The following is a 17369-nucleotide window of genomic DNA, read 5'->3' on the forward strand; positions in this document are numbered from 1 at the left end:
CCGAGGGCGGAACCTCCGCGCCGCTTCACCACGCAGGCCGCCGCCCTACTGCCCAGGCCGGTGCGGCCGAGCCGAAGTCAGCACCAGCACCGCGTTCGTGCGCACCCCGGCCTGACGTAAGGCGCGCACGCAGGCCGACGCAGTGGCCCCGGTCGTGACCACGTCGTCCAGCAGCACGGTGGTCCCCAGCACCGTGGTCCCCGGCGGCGCAGGACCGCACACCTCCACCCGCCCCTCCAGGTTCCGCTGGCGCGCGACGGCCGTCAGCCCCACCGAGTCGGCCACGCCCGGCGCGAGCCGCAGCACCGGGGCGACGGCCGCGATGCCCACCTCCCGCGCGATGCGGAGCATGTGGTCGCCGCCGCGGTCCCGTGCGGCGCTGCGGCGGGACGGTGCGGGGACGAGCGTCCACGGTGGAGGGCCGACCGCGACCAGTGCGGCTGCGACGAGGGCGCCGAACCACGCTGCAAGGGCTCGTGCGCCTCGTTCCTTGAAGGAGAGCACCAGTTCCCTTGCCGGGCCGTGATAGGCGGCCAGCGTCCACACTGGCGGCCCCACACCGGGCACCTGGAGGCGTGTGGGCGGGCCGAACTCGTCCAGGCACGCCGCGCAGCAGTCGGTGCCAGCGCGGCCGCAGCCGGAGCAGGTGGCGGGGACGAGCATGTCGAGGGCTGTCATGTGGACCAGGATGGCGGCGAGGTCTGACAGAAAATCGGGGTCGGAGCGGCCCGGTCTTCGGGAAGGGGCCCTGCGGGGTCTTTCGGCACCGCCCACAAGAGTGAAGTTCTGGTGTCGTTGTCGATCTCCGAGGGGTCTTCGGCACACGAGAACGCCCTGTTGAGCGCGAGTTCTGTGACGACGCTCCACGATCTTGTAACTCGTTTCGCCCCGTTCGTCCCAACGTCTGTTGAGGCGGCGTTTCAGAACTGGAACGTCCGCACGCGAACGCGTTGATCAAGGCCGCTCACCCCGCCGCGATCACCTCCTGGGGTGACTCGCGGGCGTGTCTCCGGCATCCCCTTGTAGTTAACGATTATTCACGTATCGAGCTGACCAGCGGTTATTAGTGGGAATGTCCGTAGGTCCCGCCTCGATGGTGATCGACTGCCTTGTCCGGCATTGGGCGAAATCCGCCGTTCAGCCGGGCGTGACTGGGTCGTGATCGGGCATCCGGGCCCCTCTCTTCGGTGCGAAGAAGTGCTACTCGCGTCCACTGAGTGGTTCGGAATCGATCTCTTCCGGGTTTCGGGAACATGACGCGCGGGTCGCCCGTTGGCTGGGTATGAGGTCGCGACCGGAGCCGTTCGACGCAGTGCAGCTGCCGTCGAGTGTCGGCTCGGAGCTGCGCCGTTCGGGTGAGCGAGGGGTTGTGGGGTTTGGTTCGGGACACGCTCGGGAAACGTCTGACAACACGCAGTCGTCGCGCTGCGTAGTCACCAAAAAAACTCGTCGTTCCCCCGTCAAGGGGGCTTACGCGACGGTGAATCCCAAGCTAACGTGCACCGCTATCAGCGTTCCCGGCCCTCGGGGAGGAGGCGAACAGCCCATGACCCTGGCGCCGTGAGAGCTGAGGGAGACGACCCTCTGCGACACATCCGCGATCCAAGATCGCCACGGCGCTTTAAATGCAGTCCAGCCATAGCTCGCAGCAAAGCGAGGGAGGTCGTGTATGGACATCGTCGTCAAGGGCCGCAACGTCGAGGTGCCCGATCACTACAGGGTGCACGTCGCCGAAAAGCTGGCCCGGCTTGAGCGCTACGACCGCAAGGTCATCCGCTACGACGTGGAACTTTTCCACGAGCCGAACCGCAGGCAGTCGAAGAACTGCCAGCGGGTCGAAATCACCGGCAAGGGACGTGGACCCGTGGTCCGTTCCGAAGCCTGCGCGGGTGACTTCTACGCCGCGCTCGATTCTGCGGTCGCGAAGCTCGAGAACCGTCTGCGTCGGTCTCACGACCGCAGGCGCGTCCACCACGGGGCCCGCGCCCCGATCTCGGTGGCCGAAGCGACAAGCGGACTGGCTGAGCAGTCCGCCGGCGAAAGCATGACGTCGCGCCGCGCGAAGACCGCGGTGCTCGACGCCCCCGAGGCCGACTACGAGGGCATGGCGGAAGTGCCCGCGCAGCGTTGGGAAGAGGGCCTCGAAGACAAGTTGCCCGGACGCGTCGTACGCGAGAAGGAGCACGCCGCCAAACCGATGACCGTCGACCAGGCCCTCTACGAGATGGAACTGGTCGGACACGACTTCTACCTGTTCGCCGACACCGAATGCGGGCGCCCCAGTGTCGTCTACCGCCGGAAGGGATTCGACTACGGCGTGATCAGGCTGGCCTGACCCGCGCGAACCCACGTTCCTCCGACCGCCGCCGCCCCGCACCCCTCGCGTGCGGGGCGGCGGCGTGCGTTTACCGCCGCGGTGTGGACCTTGTTCCTCGCGGATTGAGGGCCCCTTTGGGCCTGCCGAACACGGCTACGTTGGGGGTGTGCGAACGGCGTACAAATGTCGGGCTTACCCGACTCCCGACCAGGTTGAGCTGCTCAACCGCACGTTCGGGTGCGTACGTCTGGTGTGGAACAGGACTCTGGCCGAGCGGACGCACCGCTACCGCGCCGAAAGCGTCCGTACGTCGTATCGCGACACAGACGCCGCGTTGACCGGCTGGAAGCGGTCTGAGGAGCTCGGGTTCCTGTCCGAGGTGTCGTCTGTTCCGTTGCAGCAGGCGCTCCGCCACCAGCACACGGCGTTTCGCAACTTCTTCGCTGGACGTGCGCGGTATCCGAGGTTCAAGTCGCGAACGAGTCGTCAGAGCGCGCACTTCACGCGTTCAGCGTTTCGAGTACGCGAAGGAGAGCTGACTCTCGCCAAGACCAGCGACCCGCTGAGGTTCGTGTGGTCGTTCGACAAGGCCGTTCTGGCGACGTTGAGCCCAACGATGGTCGTGGTCTCCCGTGATCCCGACGGTCGCTGGTTCGTGACGTTCGCTGTCGACACCTCGGGACCCGCCCCTGCCGCGCCCACTACCGGTGCTATCGGTGTAGATCTTGGCTTGACCCACTTCCTGGTGACCAGCGACGGCGAGCGGATCGCCAATCCGCGGCATCTGGTTCGCAAAGCGCGGAACCTGGCCCGCTACCAGCGGCGGCTCGCGCGCTGCCAGCCGGGAAGCCGGAATCGGCGCAAGGCCAAGGGCAAGGTCGCTCGTGCTCACCGCAAGGTCCGCAACGCACGGCGTGACTTTCTGCACCGCACCACCACGCGGTTGGTGCGGTCAGCACAGGTGATCGCGATCGAAGATCTCAACATCGCGGGAATGGTCCGCAACCGCCACCTCGCTCGCGCGATCTCAGACGCGAGCTGGGGTGAGTTCCGGCGGCAGTTGGAGTACAAGTGCGACCGTGCCGGTCGCACGCTCGTGGTGATCGACCGCTGGTTCCCGTCGAGCAAGACCTGCTCGACCTGTGGGCAGCGGTTGGCGGAACTCGCTCTGTCCACCCGGCACTGGACGTGTTCGGGCTGCCGCACCCGGCACGACCGGGACGTCAATGCGGCGAAGAACATCATTGCGGCTGGTCTAGCCGTGGTCCGGGGTGCCTCGGACGATGCCTGTGGAGCTGATGTCAGACGGCGAGGGTCCTCCCTGCCGCTGTCGGCGACGAAGCAGGAAGTCCGTGCCGCGAGGCACAGCGCTTGAGCGCTCTCCGCCACGAGGCGGCTGGGAATCTCCGCCTTTCGGGGTAGGGAGAAGTCAACGTCAAGGTGAAATCCGCCGGCCCAGGAACCTTTACGCGGTCCTCATGCGTTCTCCACAGCAGTAGCCGTGGTGGGGGCACCGGCGACAGGTGGTTCGGGAAGATCGCAGAATCGGCACCTGACCTGCGCATACCAGGTCGGGCGTGCCAATCCGCCTGTGTCCGTGCACACATCTTGGCGACTTGCCTACGATGGGCAGGGGAAAGGCGTCCGACCGGGCGCGCCGCGATACAGGTGATGAGGTCTATCCAGATGGTGCTGTCCCGACTGCTCCGCTCCGGCGAGGGCAAGATGCTCAAGCGCCTCCGCAACATCGCACAGCACATCAACCACCTGGAAGACGAGGTGGTGGACCTCTCCGACGCCGAGTTGCGCGGCAAGACCGAGGAGTTCAAGAAGCGCTACGCCGAGGGCGAGACGCTCGACGAACTGCTCCCCGAGGCGTTCGCCGTGGCCCGCGAGGCCGCGAAGCGCACCCTGGGCCAGCGGCCCTACGACGTGCAGATGATGGGTGGAGCGGCGCTCCACCTCGGCCAGATCTCCGAGATGCGCACCGGTGAGGGCAAGACGCTGACCTCGGTCATGCCGGTCTACCTCAACGCGATCGCGGGCCAGGGCGTCCACGTCATCACCACGAACGACTACCTGGCCAAGCGCGACGCGGACTGGATGGGCCGCGTCCACCGCTTCCTCGGCCTCACCGTCGGCGCGATCCTCTCCGAGATGACGCCGGAGCAGCGTCGCGTCTCGTACAACTCGGACGTCACCTACGGCACGAACAACGAGTTCGGCTTCGACTACCTGCGCGACAACATGGCGTGGAGCCTGGACGAGTGCGTGCAGCGCGGCCACTTCTTCGCGATCGTCGACGAGGTCGACTCGATCCTGATCGACGAGGCCCGCACGCCGCTGATCATCTCCGGCCCTGCCGAGCAGTCCGCTCGCTGGTACACGGAGTTCGCGCGCCTGGCGCCCCGCATGCGCGGCATCGACGTCACCCAGCTCTCCCAGAAGGACCGCATCGAGGTCATCGAGGAGAAGTCGAAGTCGTTCCACTACCAGTACGACGAGAAGAAGCGCACGGTCGCCGTCACCGAGCTCGGTGTGGAGTTCATCGAGGACCAGCTCGGCATCGACAACCTGTACGAGGCGGCCAACACGCCGTTGGTGGGCTACCTGAACAACGCCCTCAAGGCGAAGGAGCTCTACAACCGCGACAAGGACTACATCCTCCGCAACGGTGAAGTCATGATCGTCGACGAGTTCACGGGTCGTGTGCTCTCCGGTCGCCGCTACAACGAGGGCATGCACCAGGCCATCGAGGCCAAGGAGAACGTCGAGATCAAGGCGGAGAACCAGACCCTCGCCACGATCACGCTGCAGAACTACTTCCGCCTGTACGAGAAGCTCGGCGGCATGACCGGTACCGCCGAGACCGAGGCGGCCGAGTTCCACCAGACCTACAAGCTGGGCGTCGTCCCGATCCCGACGAACCGCCCGCCGCAGCGCAAGGACCAGCCCGACCTCGTCTACAAGAGCGAGGAGGCGAAGTTCGACGCCGTCGCGGACGACATCGCCGAGAAGCACGAGAACGGCCAGCCGGTCCTGATCGGCACGACGAGCGTCGAGCGCTCCGAGTACCTGTCGAAGCTGTTGGTGCGCAGGGGAATCCCGCACGAGGTGCTGAACGCGAAGCACCACGACCGCGAGGCGCTGATCATCGCGAAGGCTGGCCGCAAGGGTGCCGTCACGGTCGCGACGAACATGGCCGGTCGCGGTACCGACATCGTGCTGGGCGGCAACCCGGACATCATCGCCGACCACGAGCTGCGCGACCGCGGCCTCGACCCGGTGGAGACGCCGGAGGAGTACGAGGCCGAGTGGGCGAAGGTCGTCGAGGAACTGACGACCCTGGGCAAGGCCGAGGCCGACGAGGTCCGCGAGGCCGGCGGTCTCTACGTGCTCGGCACCGAGCGCCACGAGTCGCGCCGCATCGACAACCAGCTCCGCGGCCGCACCGGCCGTCAGGGCGACCCCGGTGAGTCGCGCTTCTACCTGTCCCTGCAGGACGAGCTGATGCGCCGCTTCAACGCGTCCATGGTCGAGATGGTCATGACGCGCCTGAACGTGCCGGACGACGTGCCGATCGAGCACAAGATGGTCACCCGCGCCATCCGCAGCGCGCAGACCCAGGTCGAGCAGCAGAACTTCGAGATCCGCAAGAACGTCCTCAAGTACGACGAGGTCATGAACCGCCAGCGCACGGTGATCTACGCCGAGCGCCACCGCGTTCTCGCGGGTGAGGACCTGCGCGACCAGGTCGAGCACATGATCGTGAGCGTCGTCGAGGAGTACGTGAACGGCGCCTCGGCCGACGGCTACGCCGAGGACTGGGACTTCGACAAGCTCTGGACCGCGCTCAAGACGCTCTACCCGGTCTCGCTGGACCCGAAGCAGATCCTCGAGTCCGATGAGGACGTCACCCGCGAGTACCTGCGCGAGCTCCTCGTCGAGGACGCGATGAAGGCCTACCGCGACCGCGAGGCCGACATCGAGGGCCGCGTCGGCGAAGGCGCGATGCGCGAGCTGGAGCGCCGCGTCCTGCTGTCCGTGCTGGACCGCAAGTGGCGCGAGCACCTGTACGAGATGGACTACTTGAAGGAGGGCATCGGCCTGCGCGCGATGGCGCAGCGCGACCCCCTCATCGAGTACCAGCGCGAGGGCTTCGAGATGTTCAACGCGATGCTCGACGCGTTGCGCGAGGAGACCGTCGGCTTCCTCTTCAACCTCCAGGTGGAGGCGGCGGAACCCGAGCCGGCCCAGCCCGAGGTCCCCGTGGCCGTGGGCGCGGCCCCGCAGCCCCTCCCGCAGGTCTCGGGCAACGGCGGCGGAAGCGGTGCGCGCGCCCGTGCCCGTGCCGCGGCGGCCGCCCAGCAGCAGGCCCAGCAGCAGCCCCAGGCCCCCGCGGGCCCGGCCATGGCCCAGCTGGCCACCGGCAACACCATCCCGCCCGCCCTGCGCGGCAAGGGCCTCGGTGCTCCCGGCCAGCAGAACCTGAGCTACAGCGGCCCGGCCGAGGACGGCGGCGTGGACGAGCACGGCGAGTCCGGCGGCGCGGCGGGCCAGCAGGGCGGCACCCGCAAGGAGCGCCGCGAGGCCGCTCGCCAGGCGGCGAAGAACAACCGCAACAAGAACAACCGCTGACCCGCACCACCACCGCGTGGGCCGCGTTCCTCCGGGAGCGCGGCCCACGCGCTTTTGTGCGGGTGCCTCACTCCAGCACCGTGAACGAGGTGAACCACCACCTCCCCTCCCTGTGCTCCACCCGAGCGGCCACCGCCAGGACCCGGCCCTCCCTCCGCACCGTCACCGAGACCTCCGCCACGAAGCGGGACGGATGGCACACCCTGGGGAGGCGGACCATCCGCGTGCTCCTGGACCGGACCGCCCCGCTCAGCCGGGCGGCCAGACCGGGATCGGCCACCTCCCGCAGCAACCGGGCGGCACGTCGTCCGTCCAGCACCTCCAGCACGAAGCCGAGCAACCGGGCGGCGTCGAGCGGAGGCGACGGCGGCTCCGGCACGGGAGTCCACACGGGCCGGGACCGCGGCAGGGGGATGACGAAGGCGGCGGAACCGACCGGCGGCTCGTAGGCGGGCAGGCGACGAACTACTGGGGGCATGCCTGACCAGGCGCGCCAACGGCCCGATCAGGACAACGAGCACTCGAAAGTGGGTACCGTCCAAGGCGTGCTGAAAGCTCTGGTGCTCGACTACGGCGGCGTGCTGACCGATCCCGGCGAGGACAACCCCGCCGAACCACCGCTTCTCACCGCGCTGCGCAAGGCGAAGGGACACGGCCTCAGGACCGCGCTCCTGTCCAATGCGGACGGGTGGTGGCAACCACCGAGGGCGCTCGACGGCCTGTTCGACGTCACGATCATCTCCGGCGAGGTCGGGCTCGCGAAGCCGGACGTCGACATCTACCTGCTCACGGCCACCAAGCTCGGCCTCGAACCGGGCGAGTGCGTCTTCGTGGACGATCTGTCGGTCAACATCCACGGCGCGGCCGAAGCGGGCATGGTCGGTGTCCACCATCGGTCGACACGGTCCACCCTCGAGGAGTTGGAGATCCTGCTAGCGATCGCGCTCCGCGATTGAGGGTTCACCCCGCAGCGTCATTGCCCCGCATTCCGAAACGCACTAGCGTCGATTTGGTCGGCCTTCGGATTGCATAGGGGAGAAAATGCGAAGAATTGTCGCTTGTGTTGCAGTCGCCATTGCAGCCACGGCAATTGCATCACCCGCGCAAGCGCAAGAACGCGGTTGCTACGAGGACTACCTGCGGGACGGGCGCACCGTCGAGGTCTTCTGCGACGACGGCAGGCCCGGTCGCTTCCGGGCTGTCGCGCACTGCACGAACGGCCTGGGCGTCTGGGACCAGTACGGCACGATCGGCCGGGTCAGGGGCGAGCCGTCGGTCGCCGAGTGCACGTCGTTGCTCGGGTACCCGCGTGTCAACGGGTACCACGTCGACTGGCTCTAGGCCTGGGCGCGGCGCACGAGCTCGAAGCAGAGCACGGCCGCCGCTGAGGCCACGTTCAGGGATTCCACGCCCGCCGCCATCGGAATCGACAGCCACGACGTGATGTGTGGACGCACGTCGTCGGTGATTCCGGTCGTTTCGCTTCCCAGCACGAAGGCAGCGCGCTGGGGAAATGAAGCGGAATAAATCGTGTCGGACGCGTGGGAATCCAGCGCGAAAAGGGGATAACCCGACGCGCGCAACAAAGCCGAGGCCTCCGCCGAGGTGCCGCAGCGCAGCACTGGCGCTCGGAAAGCCACTCCGGCGGAGGCCTTGACCACGAGCGGGTCGATCGACGCGACGCCCCGGCGCGGCACCACGATGCCGTCGATGCCCGCGGCGGTCGCGGTGCGCAGGATCATGCCGACGTTCGCGGGCGTCGTGATGCCGTCCAGCACCAGCACGGACCGCAGCCCGCCCTCCTCCAGTGCCAGCGCCAGCGGCTTCATCCGCGGCGCGACCACGTCGGCGAGCACGCCCTGGTCCTGCTTGCCGTTGCCCGCCAGCACCTTCACGCGCTGTGCGGTGGCGCGCTGCACCTGGACCCCTCGCGTACGAGCGGCGTCGAGGATCTCGCGTGCCGCCGGACCACGCGCGGTGTCGGCGAGCACCACCTTGTCGACCGAGAGGGCCGGGTCGTCCAGCGCTTCCAGCACTGGCTTGCGGCCGTAGACGGTGACGAAGCGGTCCTTGGGCGAGATCTCCACGTGAAGAGGGTGACAGAGCCCCGCACCCCGGGCTCAAACGGGTGAAGAGCCGCACTAGAGCCGTTCGGCCCTTGTGTTTCGGATCATATCGATGATGATCGTCACATGACGGCAGGTATGCGCAGCGTCGCGCAACGTCAACATCTCGCGAGCGGTCAGGACTCGGACGTGTTCATCCGGTCCGACGGCTTGCTGGTCAAACGCACGCGCACCGGCCGTGACCTGCGGCGCGAGGCCGAGATGATGTTGTACCTGAGCGGTTACGGCATTCCCGTCCCGCGCGTGCACGAGGCCACCGAGGACGAGCTCGTCATGCAGTACGTGCCCGGCCCGCGGATGTCCGAGGAGATCGGTCGCAAGCCGTGGCTCGCCGGCGGACTCGGCGAGGAGCTCGCGGACCTGCACCACCGCCTCGACGTCATCCCGGCGCCCGACTTCCTGTCCGGCGAGGGCAACCTGCTGCACCTCGACCTGCACCCCGGCAACGTCGTGCTCGGCCCGGAAGGTCCCGTCGTGCTGGACTGGGCGAGCGCGGGCAAGGGCGACCGCCGGCTCGACGTCGCGCTCAGCTGGGTCTCGCTCGCCGTCGCGCACCTCGCGCCGGTCAAGAAGCTCACGCGCTGGCGGTTCCTGCGGTCGTTCATGGCCAACGTGGACCCGAAGGCGAAGGACGCGATCCCGGAGGCCGCGCGCATCCGACTGGAACGCCACGACCGCGATCCGCGCGAACGTGCCGCGCTTCAGAAGTTGATGGACCGCCGATCGCACTAGGCTGGGGTGCATGCCGGACCGACTGTCAGCGCTGGACGCCTCGTTCCTGTACCTGGAGGGCTCCACGACGCCGATGCACGTCGGCGGCGTCGCCGTGTTCAAGAGGCCCAAGGCCGGATTCGACTACGACAAGCTCGTCGACCTCATCGAGCAACGCCTCAGCCTCGTGCCGCGCTACCGGCAGAAGGTCGTGCACGTTCCCGGCCGCATCGCACGGCCCGTGTGGGTCGACGACCCGGACTTCGACGTCACCTACCACGTGCGCCGCAGCGCCCTGCCCAAGCCGGGCAACGAGACGCAGCTGCACGACCTCATCGCGCGCCTGATGTCGCGCCCGCTCGACCACTCCCGCCCGTTGTGGGAGATCTACCTGGTCGAGGGCCTGGAGAAGAACCAGACGGCGGTCATCACCAAGACCCACCAGGCCATGGTCGACGGCATCGCGTCGCTGGAGATCGGCCAGGTCATGCTGGACGTGTCGCCGACGCCGCGCACCAACGTCGAGAACCTCTGGATGCCGCAGCCGGAGCCCAGCTCGTTGCAGCTCGTGACCGACGCGATCACCGACATAGTGCAGCGCCCCGGCGAGCTCGTGGAGAACGTCCGCAGCGCCGCCCTCGACACCGTCAACACGGTCGAGAAGGTCGTCAACGCGTTCGGTGTCCTCGCGAGTGCCGTCCGCACGGCCGCGACGCCCGCGCCCGGCACGCCGCTGAACGTCCGCATCTCCTCGCCGCAGCGCCGGTTCGCCGTCGCGCGCGCCCAGCTCGACGACCTGCGCGCCATCCGCAAGCAGCACGGCGGCACGGTCAACGACGTGGTGCTCGCGGCCCTGTCCGGCGCCCTGCGCAACTGGCTGCTCAGCCGCGGCGAGAACGTCACCGGCAGCACGACGATCCGCGCGATGGCGCCGTTGTCCGTGCGCGAGACCGATCCGGACTCCGGCAACAACGTGAGCGCCTACCTGGTCGACCTCCCGGTCGGTGAGCCGAACCCGGTCGTGCGGCTGCACCACGTGAGCCACGCGATGCGCGCGCACCTGGAGTCCGGCCAGTCCGTCGCCGCCGACGCGCTCGTCAAGGTCTCCGGCTTCGCCCCGCCTACGCTGCACGCGATGGGCGCGCGGGCCGCGAGCTCGTTCAGCCGCCGGCTGTTCAACGTGATCGTCACCAACGTTCCCGGCCCGCAGGTGCCCCTGTACGCGGCGGGCGCGAGAATGACCGAGATCTTCCCGGTCGTGCCGCTCGCCAGGAACCAGGCGCTGGCCATCGGCGTGACGTCGTACGACGGCGGTGTGTACTTCGGGTTGAACGGCGATCGCGACGCCATGTCCGATGTGGACGTTCTCGCGACCATGGTCGAGGAGTCGGTGGAGGAACTGATGGGGACGGCGAGCGCATGAGGGTCTACATCCCGGCGACGGTGCCGATGCTGCGCCAATTCGTCGAGAGCGGTGAACTGGCCCCGGTCACCGGCACGGCCTTCGCGCTGACGCCGGCGTTGCGCGAGTCGTACGCGGCGGGCGACACGGAGGAGCTGGAGTACGCGGCGATGCTCGACGCCGCACGGGCTTCCCTGCGGTTGCTGGCGGCGGACGAGAAGGCGGAGCCGCGGCGTGCGGTGCTCGCGGTGGACATGGACGACGTGACGCTGCGGCCGGAGCTCGACTTCTCGGTCGTGAAGGTCGGCGGCTCGTTCACGCTGAAGGACGTCGCCTCCGTGCACCTCGACACGGCGGAGGCCGAGCAGGACGTGCGCGCGGCCGCCGACGTCATCGACGCCGCCGACCTCGGCGACCCGGACGCGGAGTTCGCGCTGGGCAGCGCCGAGGACCACGAACTGGCCTGGTACGCGGCGCAGGAGCTGCCGTTCGTGCTGGAGCTGCTCTAACGGCGCTGGTCGTGCACCTCGGGCAGCGCGGTGAACCCCGCTGCCCGGTAGGTGGCGACGGCGCCGGTGTTCGAGCTGGGCGTGCAGACGAGCGCGCTCGACGAGCCGAGGTCGCGCAACGCGGCCGCCGCGGCGACGGTGATCGCCTTGCCGAACCCCCTGCCCCGGTGGTCGCGGTGCACACCCATCGGTTCGATCAGCCCTGGCCTGCCGGGGCCCGCCGACCACACCGTGATCGCCGCCACCGCGTCACCCCGGTCGAAGGCGACCAGGCTGCGGGCGTCGCTGTACGGAGAGCCGACCGCCATCGCGTGCCAGCGCTCCTCGGTGAACGTCGACTTCTCGAACGACGCCCTGATCACGGAGGCGTGCACATCGGCCTTGTCGTGGCCGATGACCTCGACGTGCACACCGGGGTCCTCCACGGCTGAGCCGAGATCACGGCGCAACGGCGTCCACGGCACGTCGGACAACCAGCCGCGCTCGAACATCAACTCCTGGAACCGCGTGCCGCGCGGGGATTCCACGTAGACGGTCCCGGCGGGCAGGACCCCGCGTTCGGGCGTGCCGATGTCGTCGGCCAGCCTCAACGCCAGCTCGTCGTCCTGACGGGCGTCCGGCGCGATCGTGAACCGCAGCAGGTCGGCGCCGTCCAGCAGCCCGACGGCGACTATCCGCCCGTCAGCGCGCCAGATCCGGACGGCCTCGTCGGTCGCCTTGGCGCCGAAACGCCGGTACCAGCCCAGATCTCCCGGGTGGAGCTGGAACGGCTGGTCGTCGTGCTGCCACTCCCGCAGCGCGCGCACGGCCTCGTCGAACACCGTCACATTCCTTCCGCGGGCTCCCACAGCTCGATCCGGTTGCCCTCGGGGTCGACGCACCACCCGAACAGCCCGAACTCCGAGTCCTCGGTCTCCGGCAGCACCTCGACGCCGCGCGCCCTGAGCTTCGCCATCAGCGTCACCAGGTCGTCCACCCGCAGGTTCAGCATGGTGCGCTGGTCGGGTTCGCCGATGTACTCCGTGTCCTGCGCGAACAACGCCATCGTCGTCGTGCCGGGGTACTCGTTCGTCGCCGTGTCCAGCCAGTGGAAGGTGACGGTGCCCTTCTCGCTCATCGGCACGCCCAGGTTCTCGCGGTACCAGGCCGCCAGACGCACAGGATCCCTTGAACGCAGGAAAACCCCGCCGATGCCAGTCACCCGCGCCACCCGACGGACCCTACTACCGCGTGCCACGATGGGGGAATGGACGCAGTCACGTCTGCACCCGAACCGGTCAACGAGCCCGTGCGCACCTACGCACCCGGCAGCGCCGAACGGGCGAGTCTGCAGACACGCATCGCCGAACTCGAAGGCACCTCCCACGAGTTGACGATGACCATCGGCGGTCAGCAGCGCATGGGCGGTGGCGACCGCATCAACGTGGTGCAGCCCCACGACCACAAGCACGTCCTCGGCGTGACGGCGCAAGCGAGCACCTCCGACGTCGCCGACGCGATGCGCGCCGCCCAGCACGCCGCGCCGGGCTGGCAGGAGCTGCCGTTCGACGAACGCGCCGCGGTGCTGCTGCGGGCGGCCGACCTGCTCGCCGGCCCGTGGCGCGACACCCTGAACGCCGCCACGATCCTCGGCCAGTCGAAGTCCGTGCAGCAGGCCGAGATCGACGCGGCGTGCGAGCTCATCGACTTCCTGCGCTTCAACGTCCACTTCGGCCGCCGGATCCTCGAAGAGCAGCCGATCTCGTCACCGGGCGTGTGGAACAGGACGGACCACCGGCCGCTCGACGGGTTCGTCGTGGCGATCACGCCGTTCAACTTCACCGCCATCGCGGGAAACCTGCCGCTCGCACCGGCCCTGATGGGCAACGCGGTGCTGTGGAAGCCGTCGCCGACGCAGCAGCTCGCCGCGCACTTCACCATGCGACTGCTCGAAGAGGCCGGTCTGCCGCCGGGCGTGATCAACCTCGTCACCGGCGACGGCCAGGCGCTGGGCCAGGTCGCGTTGCGGGACAGGTTCTTCGCGGGCCTGCACTTCACCGGCTCGACCCGCACGTTCAAGTCGTTGTGGCGGACCATGGCCGACAACCTCGACGTCTACCGCGCCTACCCGCGCGTCGTCGGCGAGACCGGCGGCAAGGACTTCGTGCTGGCACACGCTTCCGCCGACCCGCAGGCGCTCGTCACGGGCCTGGTGCGCGGTGCTTTCGAGTACCAGGGCCAGAAGTGCTCGGCGGCGTCGCGCGCGTACATCGCACGGTCGCTCTGGGAGGGCGGGGTCCGCGACCAGCTGCTCGACGTCACGAAGTCGTTGTCCTACGGCGATGTCACGGACCTGTCGGTGTTCGGCGGCGCCGTGATCGACGCCCGCGCGTTCGCCAAGCACGAGGAGGCGCTGCTGATGGCTTCGGCGTCCACTTCGGTCGAGGTGCTGGCCGGCGGCTCGTGCGACGACTCGGTGGGCTACTTCGTCGACCCGACGGTGCTGCTCGGCACCGACCCGCACCACGACATCTTCACGACCGAGTACTTCGGTCCGATCCTCGCCGTGCACGTCTACGAGGACGCGGACTTCGCCACGATGATGGAGACCATCGACACCTCGACGCCGTACGCGCTGACAGGCGCTGTGTTCGCCCGCGACCGCGTGGCCGTGCAGCAGGCGCATCGGGCACTGCGGTTCGCGGCGGGCAACTTCTACGTCAACGACAAGCCGACCGGCGCGGTCGTCGGGCAGCAGCCGTTCGGCGGGTCGCGCGGGTCCGGCACCAACGACAAGGCGGGCTCGATCTACAACCTGCAGCGGTGGACGAGCCCGCGGGCGATCAAGGAGACCCTGGTGCCGCCCGCGGACCACCGGTACCCGCACATGGGTTAGGGCTTCGGGAGCCGCTCCAGCGCCTTCGACGCCAGCCCCTGCGTGGCCTGACCGACCGCGTTGAGGTCGTGGCTGCGCTGCAGAACGGTCAGCCCGATGAGCTCACCGTCCCGCGCCTCCACGACGGCGTCGCACGTCACCTCACCCGACGAGTCGACGCACTTGCGCGTCAACGGCCGGTCGCCGATCACACCGCCGTACCCGCCGTCGGCGAGCAGCTTCTGCGACTCGTCCGCGTACTTCGCGCTCAGCAGCGTCAACCGCACGGTCAGCCCGCCGAACGGGTAGTCGCACGTCCGCTCGCCCTTGGCCGGGGTGCCGTTGAGCTGGCCCGCGTCACCGGACTGCAGCAGCGCGCAGGGATCGGTGTCGGCGAAGGCCGGCGCGGTTTTCTCTGGTGCGGGGGAACACGCGGCGAGAGTGACCAGCAGGGGCAGCAACCAACGCACGCTCATGATCAGTCAGCGTAATCGTCGATGCCTGCCCGCGACGCCAGCAGCCTGCGCAACGACGTCAACCGGCCAGGGGCGTCCGGCACGAGCTCGTCCAGCATGCAGCCGGGGTCCTCGGGCGAACCGAGGTGGCCGCAGCCGGGCGGGCACTCCTCGGCGGCCTCGGCGAAGTCCGGGAACGCCTTCACGATGTCGTCCGGCGTGATGTGCGCCAGGCCGAACGAGCGGATGCCCGGAGTGTCGACGACCCAGCCGCCCTCCGGCAGCCGCAGCGCCACGGCCTGGGTCGAGGTGTGCCGGCCCTTGCCGACGCCGGACACGACGCCCACCGCGCGGTTCGCGTCCGGCACGAGCTTGTTGACCAGCGTGGACTTGCCGACGCCCGAGTGGCCGATCAGGCACGACACCGTGTCGGTCAGGCGCGTGCGCAGCTCGGCCGGCTCCTCGTCGGACCGCGTCACGACCACCGGCACGTCGAGCTCGGTGTAGAGCGCGAGCAACGAGTCCGGGGAGGCGAGGTCCGACTTCGTCAGGCACAGCACCGGTTCCAGGCCGCCGGCGTACGCGGCGACCAGGCACCGGTCGATGAAACCCGTGCGCGGCGGTGGGTCCGCCAGCGCCACGACCATGATGAGCTGGGAGGCGTTCGCGACGACGACGCGTTCGAACGGGTCGGTGTCGTCCGCGGTCCGGCGCAGCACCGACGTCCGCTCCTCGACGCGCACGATGCGGGCCAGCGTGTCCGGCTGGCCCGACGTGTCGCCGACGATGCCGACCTGGTCGCCGACCACCACGGGCGTGCGGCCCAGTTCGCGCGCACGCATCGCCGTGACGACGGCACCGGACTCCATCGCGCACGTCCAGCGGCCGCGGTCGACGCCGATGACCATCGCGGTCTCGGCGTCGGCGTGTTCCGGCCGTCTCTTGCTGCGCGGACGCGTGCCCTTGCCGGGGCGCACGCGCACGTCGGACTCGTCGAGCTTGCGCCAGTCCCGCTTGCTCACTTCTACGCGCCCCCGGTGAGCATGGCGTCCCACATGCCAGGGAAGTCGGGGATCGTCTTGGTGGTGCTGCCGATGTCGTCGACCTCGACGCCCGGCACGACCAGTCCGATGATCGCGCCCGCGGTCGCCATCCGGTGGTCGGCGTAGGCCTTCCACGGCCCGCCGCGCAGCGGAACGGGGTCGATGACCAGGCCGTCTTCGGTCTCGGACGCGTTGCCGCCGATCGCGTTGATCTCGTTGACCAGCGCGGCGATCCGGTCCGTCTCGTGGCCGCGGATGTGCGCGACACCGCGAATGGTCGTGCGTCCCTCCGCCACCGCGGCCAGGGCGGCGACGGTCGGCGTCAGCTCGCTCTCGTCTCGCAGGTCGATGTCCACACCGGACAGCTTCTCCGGCCCGCGCACGGTCAGCCCGCGCTCCGACACCTCGACCTCACACCCCATGCGCTCCAGGATGCCGCGCACCGCGTCACCGGGCTGGGTGGTCGTGGAGGGCCAGTGCGGGACCGTCACCTCGCCGCCGGTCACCGCGGCCGCCGCGAGGAACACCGTCGCGTTCGACAGGTCGGGCTCCACGTGCCACGTCCGCGCGCCGATCACGCCGGGCTCCACCCGCCACACGTCCGGCACGCTCGTGTCGACGTGGACGCCGACCGAGCGCAGCGTCTGGACCGTCATGTCGATGTGCGGCAACGAGGGCACTGGCTTGCCTGCGTGCCGGATGGTCACGCCCTTGTCGAACCGCGCGGCGGACAGCAGCAGGCCGGAGACGAACTGCGACGAGCCCGACGCGTCGATCGTCACCTCACCACCGGGCACCGATCCCGTGCCGTGCAACGTGAACGGCAGCGCGTCGCCGTCGACCTCCACGCCCAGCGACCGCAACGCACCCAGCACGGTGCTCATCGGCCGCACGCGGGCGTGCGGGTCGCCGTCGAACCGGATCTCGCCCTCGGCCAGCGCGGCGGCGGGCGGCAGGAAGCGCATGACCGTGCCGGCGAGACCGCAGTCGACGTCGGCGGGACCGCGCAGCAGGCCGGGCAGGACGTCCCAGCCACCGTCCTCGCGATCGGTGATGCCGACGCCGAGCGACGACAGCGCGGCCGTCATCAGCACCGTGTCGCGGCTGCGCAGGGGAGCGTGGACCGTGGACGGGCCGTCGGCCAGTGCCGCGAGCACCAGGACGCGGTTCGTGATCGACTTCGAGCCGGGCACCGGCACCGTCGAGTGGACTGGGCCGGACGCGCTGGGGGCTGACCAGTGCTGAGTCATGCACAGATGATCCCGCATCAGTCCCGGGACAGTTCGCACTGGTGTGAGGGACGTGGGATTATCG

Annotated in this window: 17 protein-coding genes; 9 read left to right on the forward strand and 8 right to left on the reverse strand. The window is 69.2% G+C overall.

Features of this window, described 5'->3' with window-relative positions; translation table 11 throughout:
* Positions 1 to 45: 45 nt before the first annotated feature.
* Positions 46 to 678 carry a ComF family protein gene (locus tag ACFWN2_RS33115; RefSeq protein ID WP_382434185.1) on the reverse strand — a complete coding sequence of 211 codons (633 nt, stop codon included), beginning with the start codon at positions 676 to 678 and terminating at the stop codon, positions 46 to 48.
* A 991-nt stretch (positions 679 to 1669) separates the two neighbouring features.
* Between ACFWN2_RS33115 and hpf the strand changes: the two genes are divergently transcribed.
* From hpf to secA, 3 genes are all read left to right on the forward strand, one after another.
* Entirely contained in the window at positions 1670 to 2335 is a 666-nt protein-coding gene (gene hpf / locus ACFWN2_RS33120; RefSeq protein WP_382434187.1) for a ribosome hibernation-promoting factor, HPF/YfiA family, read from the forward strand.
* Positions 2336 to 2483: 148 nt separating this feature from the next.
* Positions 2484 to 3692: an RNA-guided endonuclease InsQ/TnpB family protein gene (locus ACFWN2_RS33125; RefSeq protein WP_382434321.1), complete on the forward strand. Its 1209-nt coding sequence runs from the start codon at positions 2484 to 2486 to the stop codon at positions 3690 to 3692.
* A gap of 311 nt (positions 3693 to 4003) precedes the next feature.
* The gene (gene secA, locus ACFWN2_RS33130) at positions 4004 to 6955 is read left to right on the forward strand and encodes a preprotein translocase subunit SecA (protein WP_382434189.1); all 2952 of its coding nucleotides are present in this window, start codon (positions 4004 to 4006) and stop codon (positions 6953 to 6955) included.
* A 67-nt stretch (positions 6956 to 7022) separates the two neighbouring features.
* On the opposite strand, the gene ACFWN2_RS33135 is transcribed toward secA, so the two are convergent.
* On the reverse strand, positions 7023 to 7433 hold the full coding sequence (locus ACFWN2_RS33135) for an Rv3235 family protein (RefSeq protein WP_382434191.1): 411 nt from the start codon (positions 7431 to 7433) through the stop codon (positions 7023 to 7025).
* Positions 7434 to 7500: 67 nt separating this feature from the next.
* Here ACFWN2_RS33135 and ACFWN2_RS33140 point away from each other — a divergent pair, with 67 nt between their 5' ends.
* Together ACFWN2_RS33140 and ACFWN2_RS33145 are read left to right on the forward strand one after the other, a co-directional pair.
* Complete coding sequence (locus ACFWN2_RS33140; protein ID WP_382434193.1) at positions 7501 to 7911, forward strand: HAD-IA family hydrolase; 411 nt, start codon at positions 7501 to 7503, stop codon at positions 7909 to 7911.
* Positions 7912 to 7996: 85 nt separating this feature from the next.
* A complete protein-coding gene (locus tag ACFWN2_RS33145; protein WP_382434195.1) occupies positions 7997 to 8296 on the forward strand; it encodes a hypothetical protein in 300 nt (99 codons plus the stop codon).
* On the opposite strand, the gene ACFWN2_RS33150 is transcribed toward ACFWN2_RS33145, so the two are convergent.
* Positions 8293 to 9042, reverse strand: a complete 750-nt coding sequence (locus ACFWN2_RS33150; protein ID WP_382434196.1) for a TrmH family RNA methyltransferase — start codon at positions 9040 to 9042, stop codon at positions 8293 to 8295. The genes ACFWN2_RS33145 and ACFWN2_RS33150 overlap by 4 nt on opposite strands.
* A 105-nt stretch (positions 9043 to 9147) precedes the next feature.
* On the opposite strand from ACFWN2_RS33150, the gene ACFWN2_RS33155 reads away from it, so the two are divergent.
* From ACFWN2_RS33155 to ACFWN2_RS33165, 3 genes are read left to right on the forward strand one after another with little or no spacing between them, the layout of a single operon-like run.
* Positions 9148 to 9813 (forward strand): phosphotransferase, encoded by a 666-nt coding sequence (locus tag ACFWN2_RS33155; protein ID WP_382434198.1) that lies wholly within the window; start codon positions 9148 to 9150, stop codon positions 9811 to 9813.
* 10 nt (positions 9814 to 9823) lie between these two features.
* Positions 9824 to 11215, forward strand: a complete 1392-nt coding sequence (locus tag ACFWN2_RS33160) for a wax ester/triacylglycerol synthase family O-acyltransferase (RefSeq protein ID WP_382434200.1) — start codon at positions 9824 to 9826, stop codon at positions 11213 to 11215.
* A complete protein-coding gene (locus ACFWN2_RS33165) occupies positions 11212 to 11703 on the forward strand; it encodes a DUF6912 family protein (protein ID WP_382434202.1) in 492 nt (163 codons plus the stop codon). The genes ACFWN2_RS33160 and ACFWN2_RS33165 overlap by 4 nt, the downstream gene beginning before the upstream one ends.
* On the opposite strand, the gene ACFWN2_RS33170 is transcribed toward ACFWN2_RS33165, so the two are convergent.
* Positions 11700 to 12530 carry a GNAT family N-acetyltransferase gene (locus ACFWN2_RS33170; protein ID WP_382434203.1) on the reverse strand — a complete coding sequence of 277 codons (831 nt, stop codon included), beginning with the start codon at positions 12528 to 12530 and terminating at the stop codon, positions 11700 to 11702. The genes ACFWN2_RS33165 and ACFWN2_RS33170 overlap by 4 nt on opposite strands.
* Positions 12527 to 12913, reverse strand: coding sequence for a VOC family protein (locus ACFWN2_RS33175; RefSeq protein WP_382434205.1), 387 nt, complete (start codon positions 12911 to 12913; stop codon positions 12527 to 12529). Before ACFWN2_RS33175 ends, ACFWN2_RS33170 begins: the two co-directional genes overlap by 4 nt.
* Positions 12914 to 12949: 36 nt before the next feature.
* Between ACFWN2_RS33175 and pruA the strand changes: the two genes are divergently transcribed.
* Entirely contained in the window at positions 12950 to 14578 is a 1629-nt protein-coding gene (gene pruA / locus ACFWN2_RS33180; protein ID WP_382434206.1) for an L-glutamate gamma-semialdehyde dehydrogenase, read from the forward strand.
* Here pruA and ACFWN2_RS33185 read toward each other — a convergent pair.
* From ACFWN2_RS33185 to aroA, 3 genes are read right to left on the reverse strand one after another with little or no spacing between them, the layout of a single operon-like run.
* On the reverse strand, positions 14575 to 15033 hold the full coding sequence (locus ACFWN2_RS33185; RefSeq protein WP_382434208.1) for a hypothetical protein: 459 nt from the start codon (positions 15031 to 15033) through the stop codon (positions 14575 to 14577). The two genes, pruA and ACFWN2_RS33185, sit on opposite strands and share 4 nt — an antisense overlap.
* 2 nt (positions 15034 to 15035) lie before the next feature.
* Positions 15036 to 16034, reverse strand: a complete 999-nt coding sequence (gene rsgA, locus ACFWN2_RS33190) for a ribosome small subunit-dependent GTPase A (RefSeq protein ID WP_382434210.1) — start codon at positions 16032 to 16034, stop codon at positions 15036 to 15038.
* A gap of 2 nt (positions 16035 to 16036) precedes the next feature.
* Complete coding sequence (gene aroA / locus ACFWN2_RS33195) at positions 16037 to 17305, reverse strand: 3-phosphoshikimate 1-carboxyvinyltransferase (protein ID WP_382434212.1); 1269 nt, start codon at positions 17303 to 17305, stop codon at positions 16037 to 16039.
* Positions 17306 to 17369: the final 64 nt, after the last annotated feature.

It is taken from the genome of Lentzea sp. NPDC058436 (assembly GCF_042721515.1).
Lineage (GTDB): Bacteria > Actinomycetota > Actinomycetes > Mycobacteriales > Pseudonocardiaceae > Lentzea.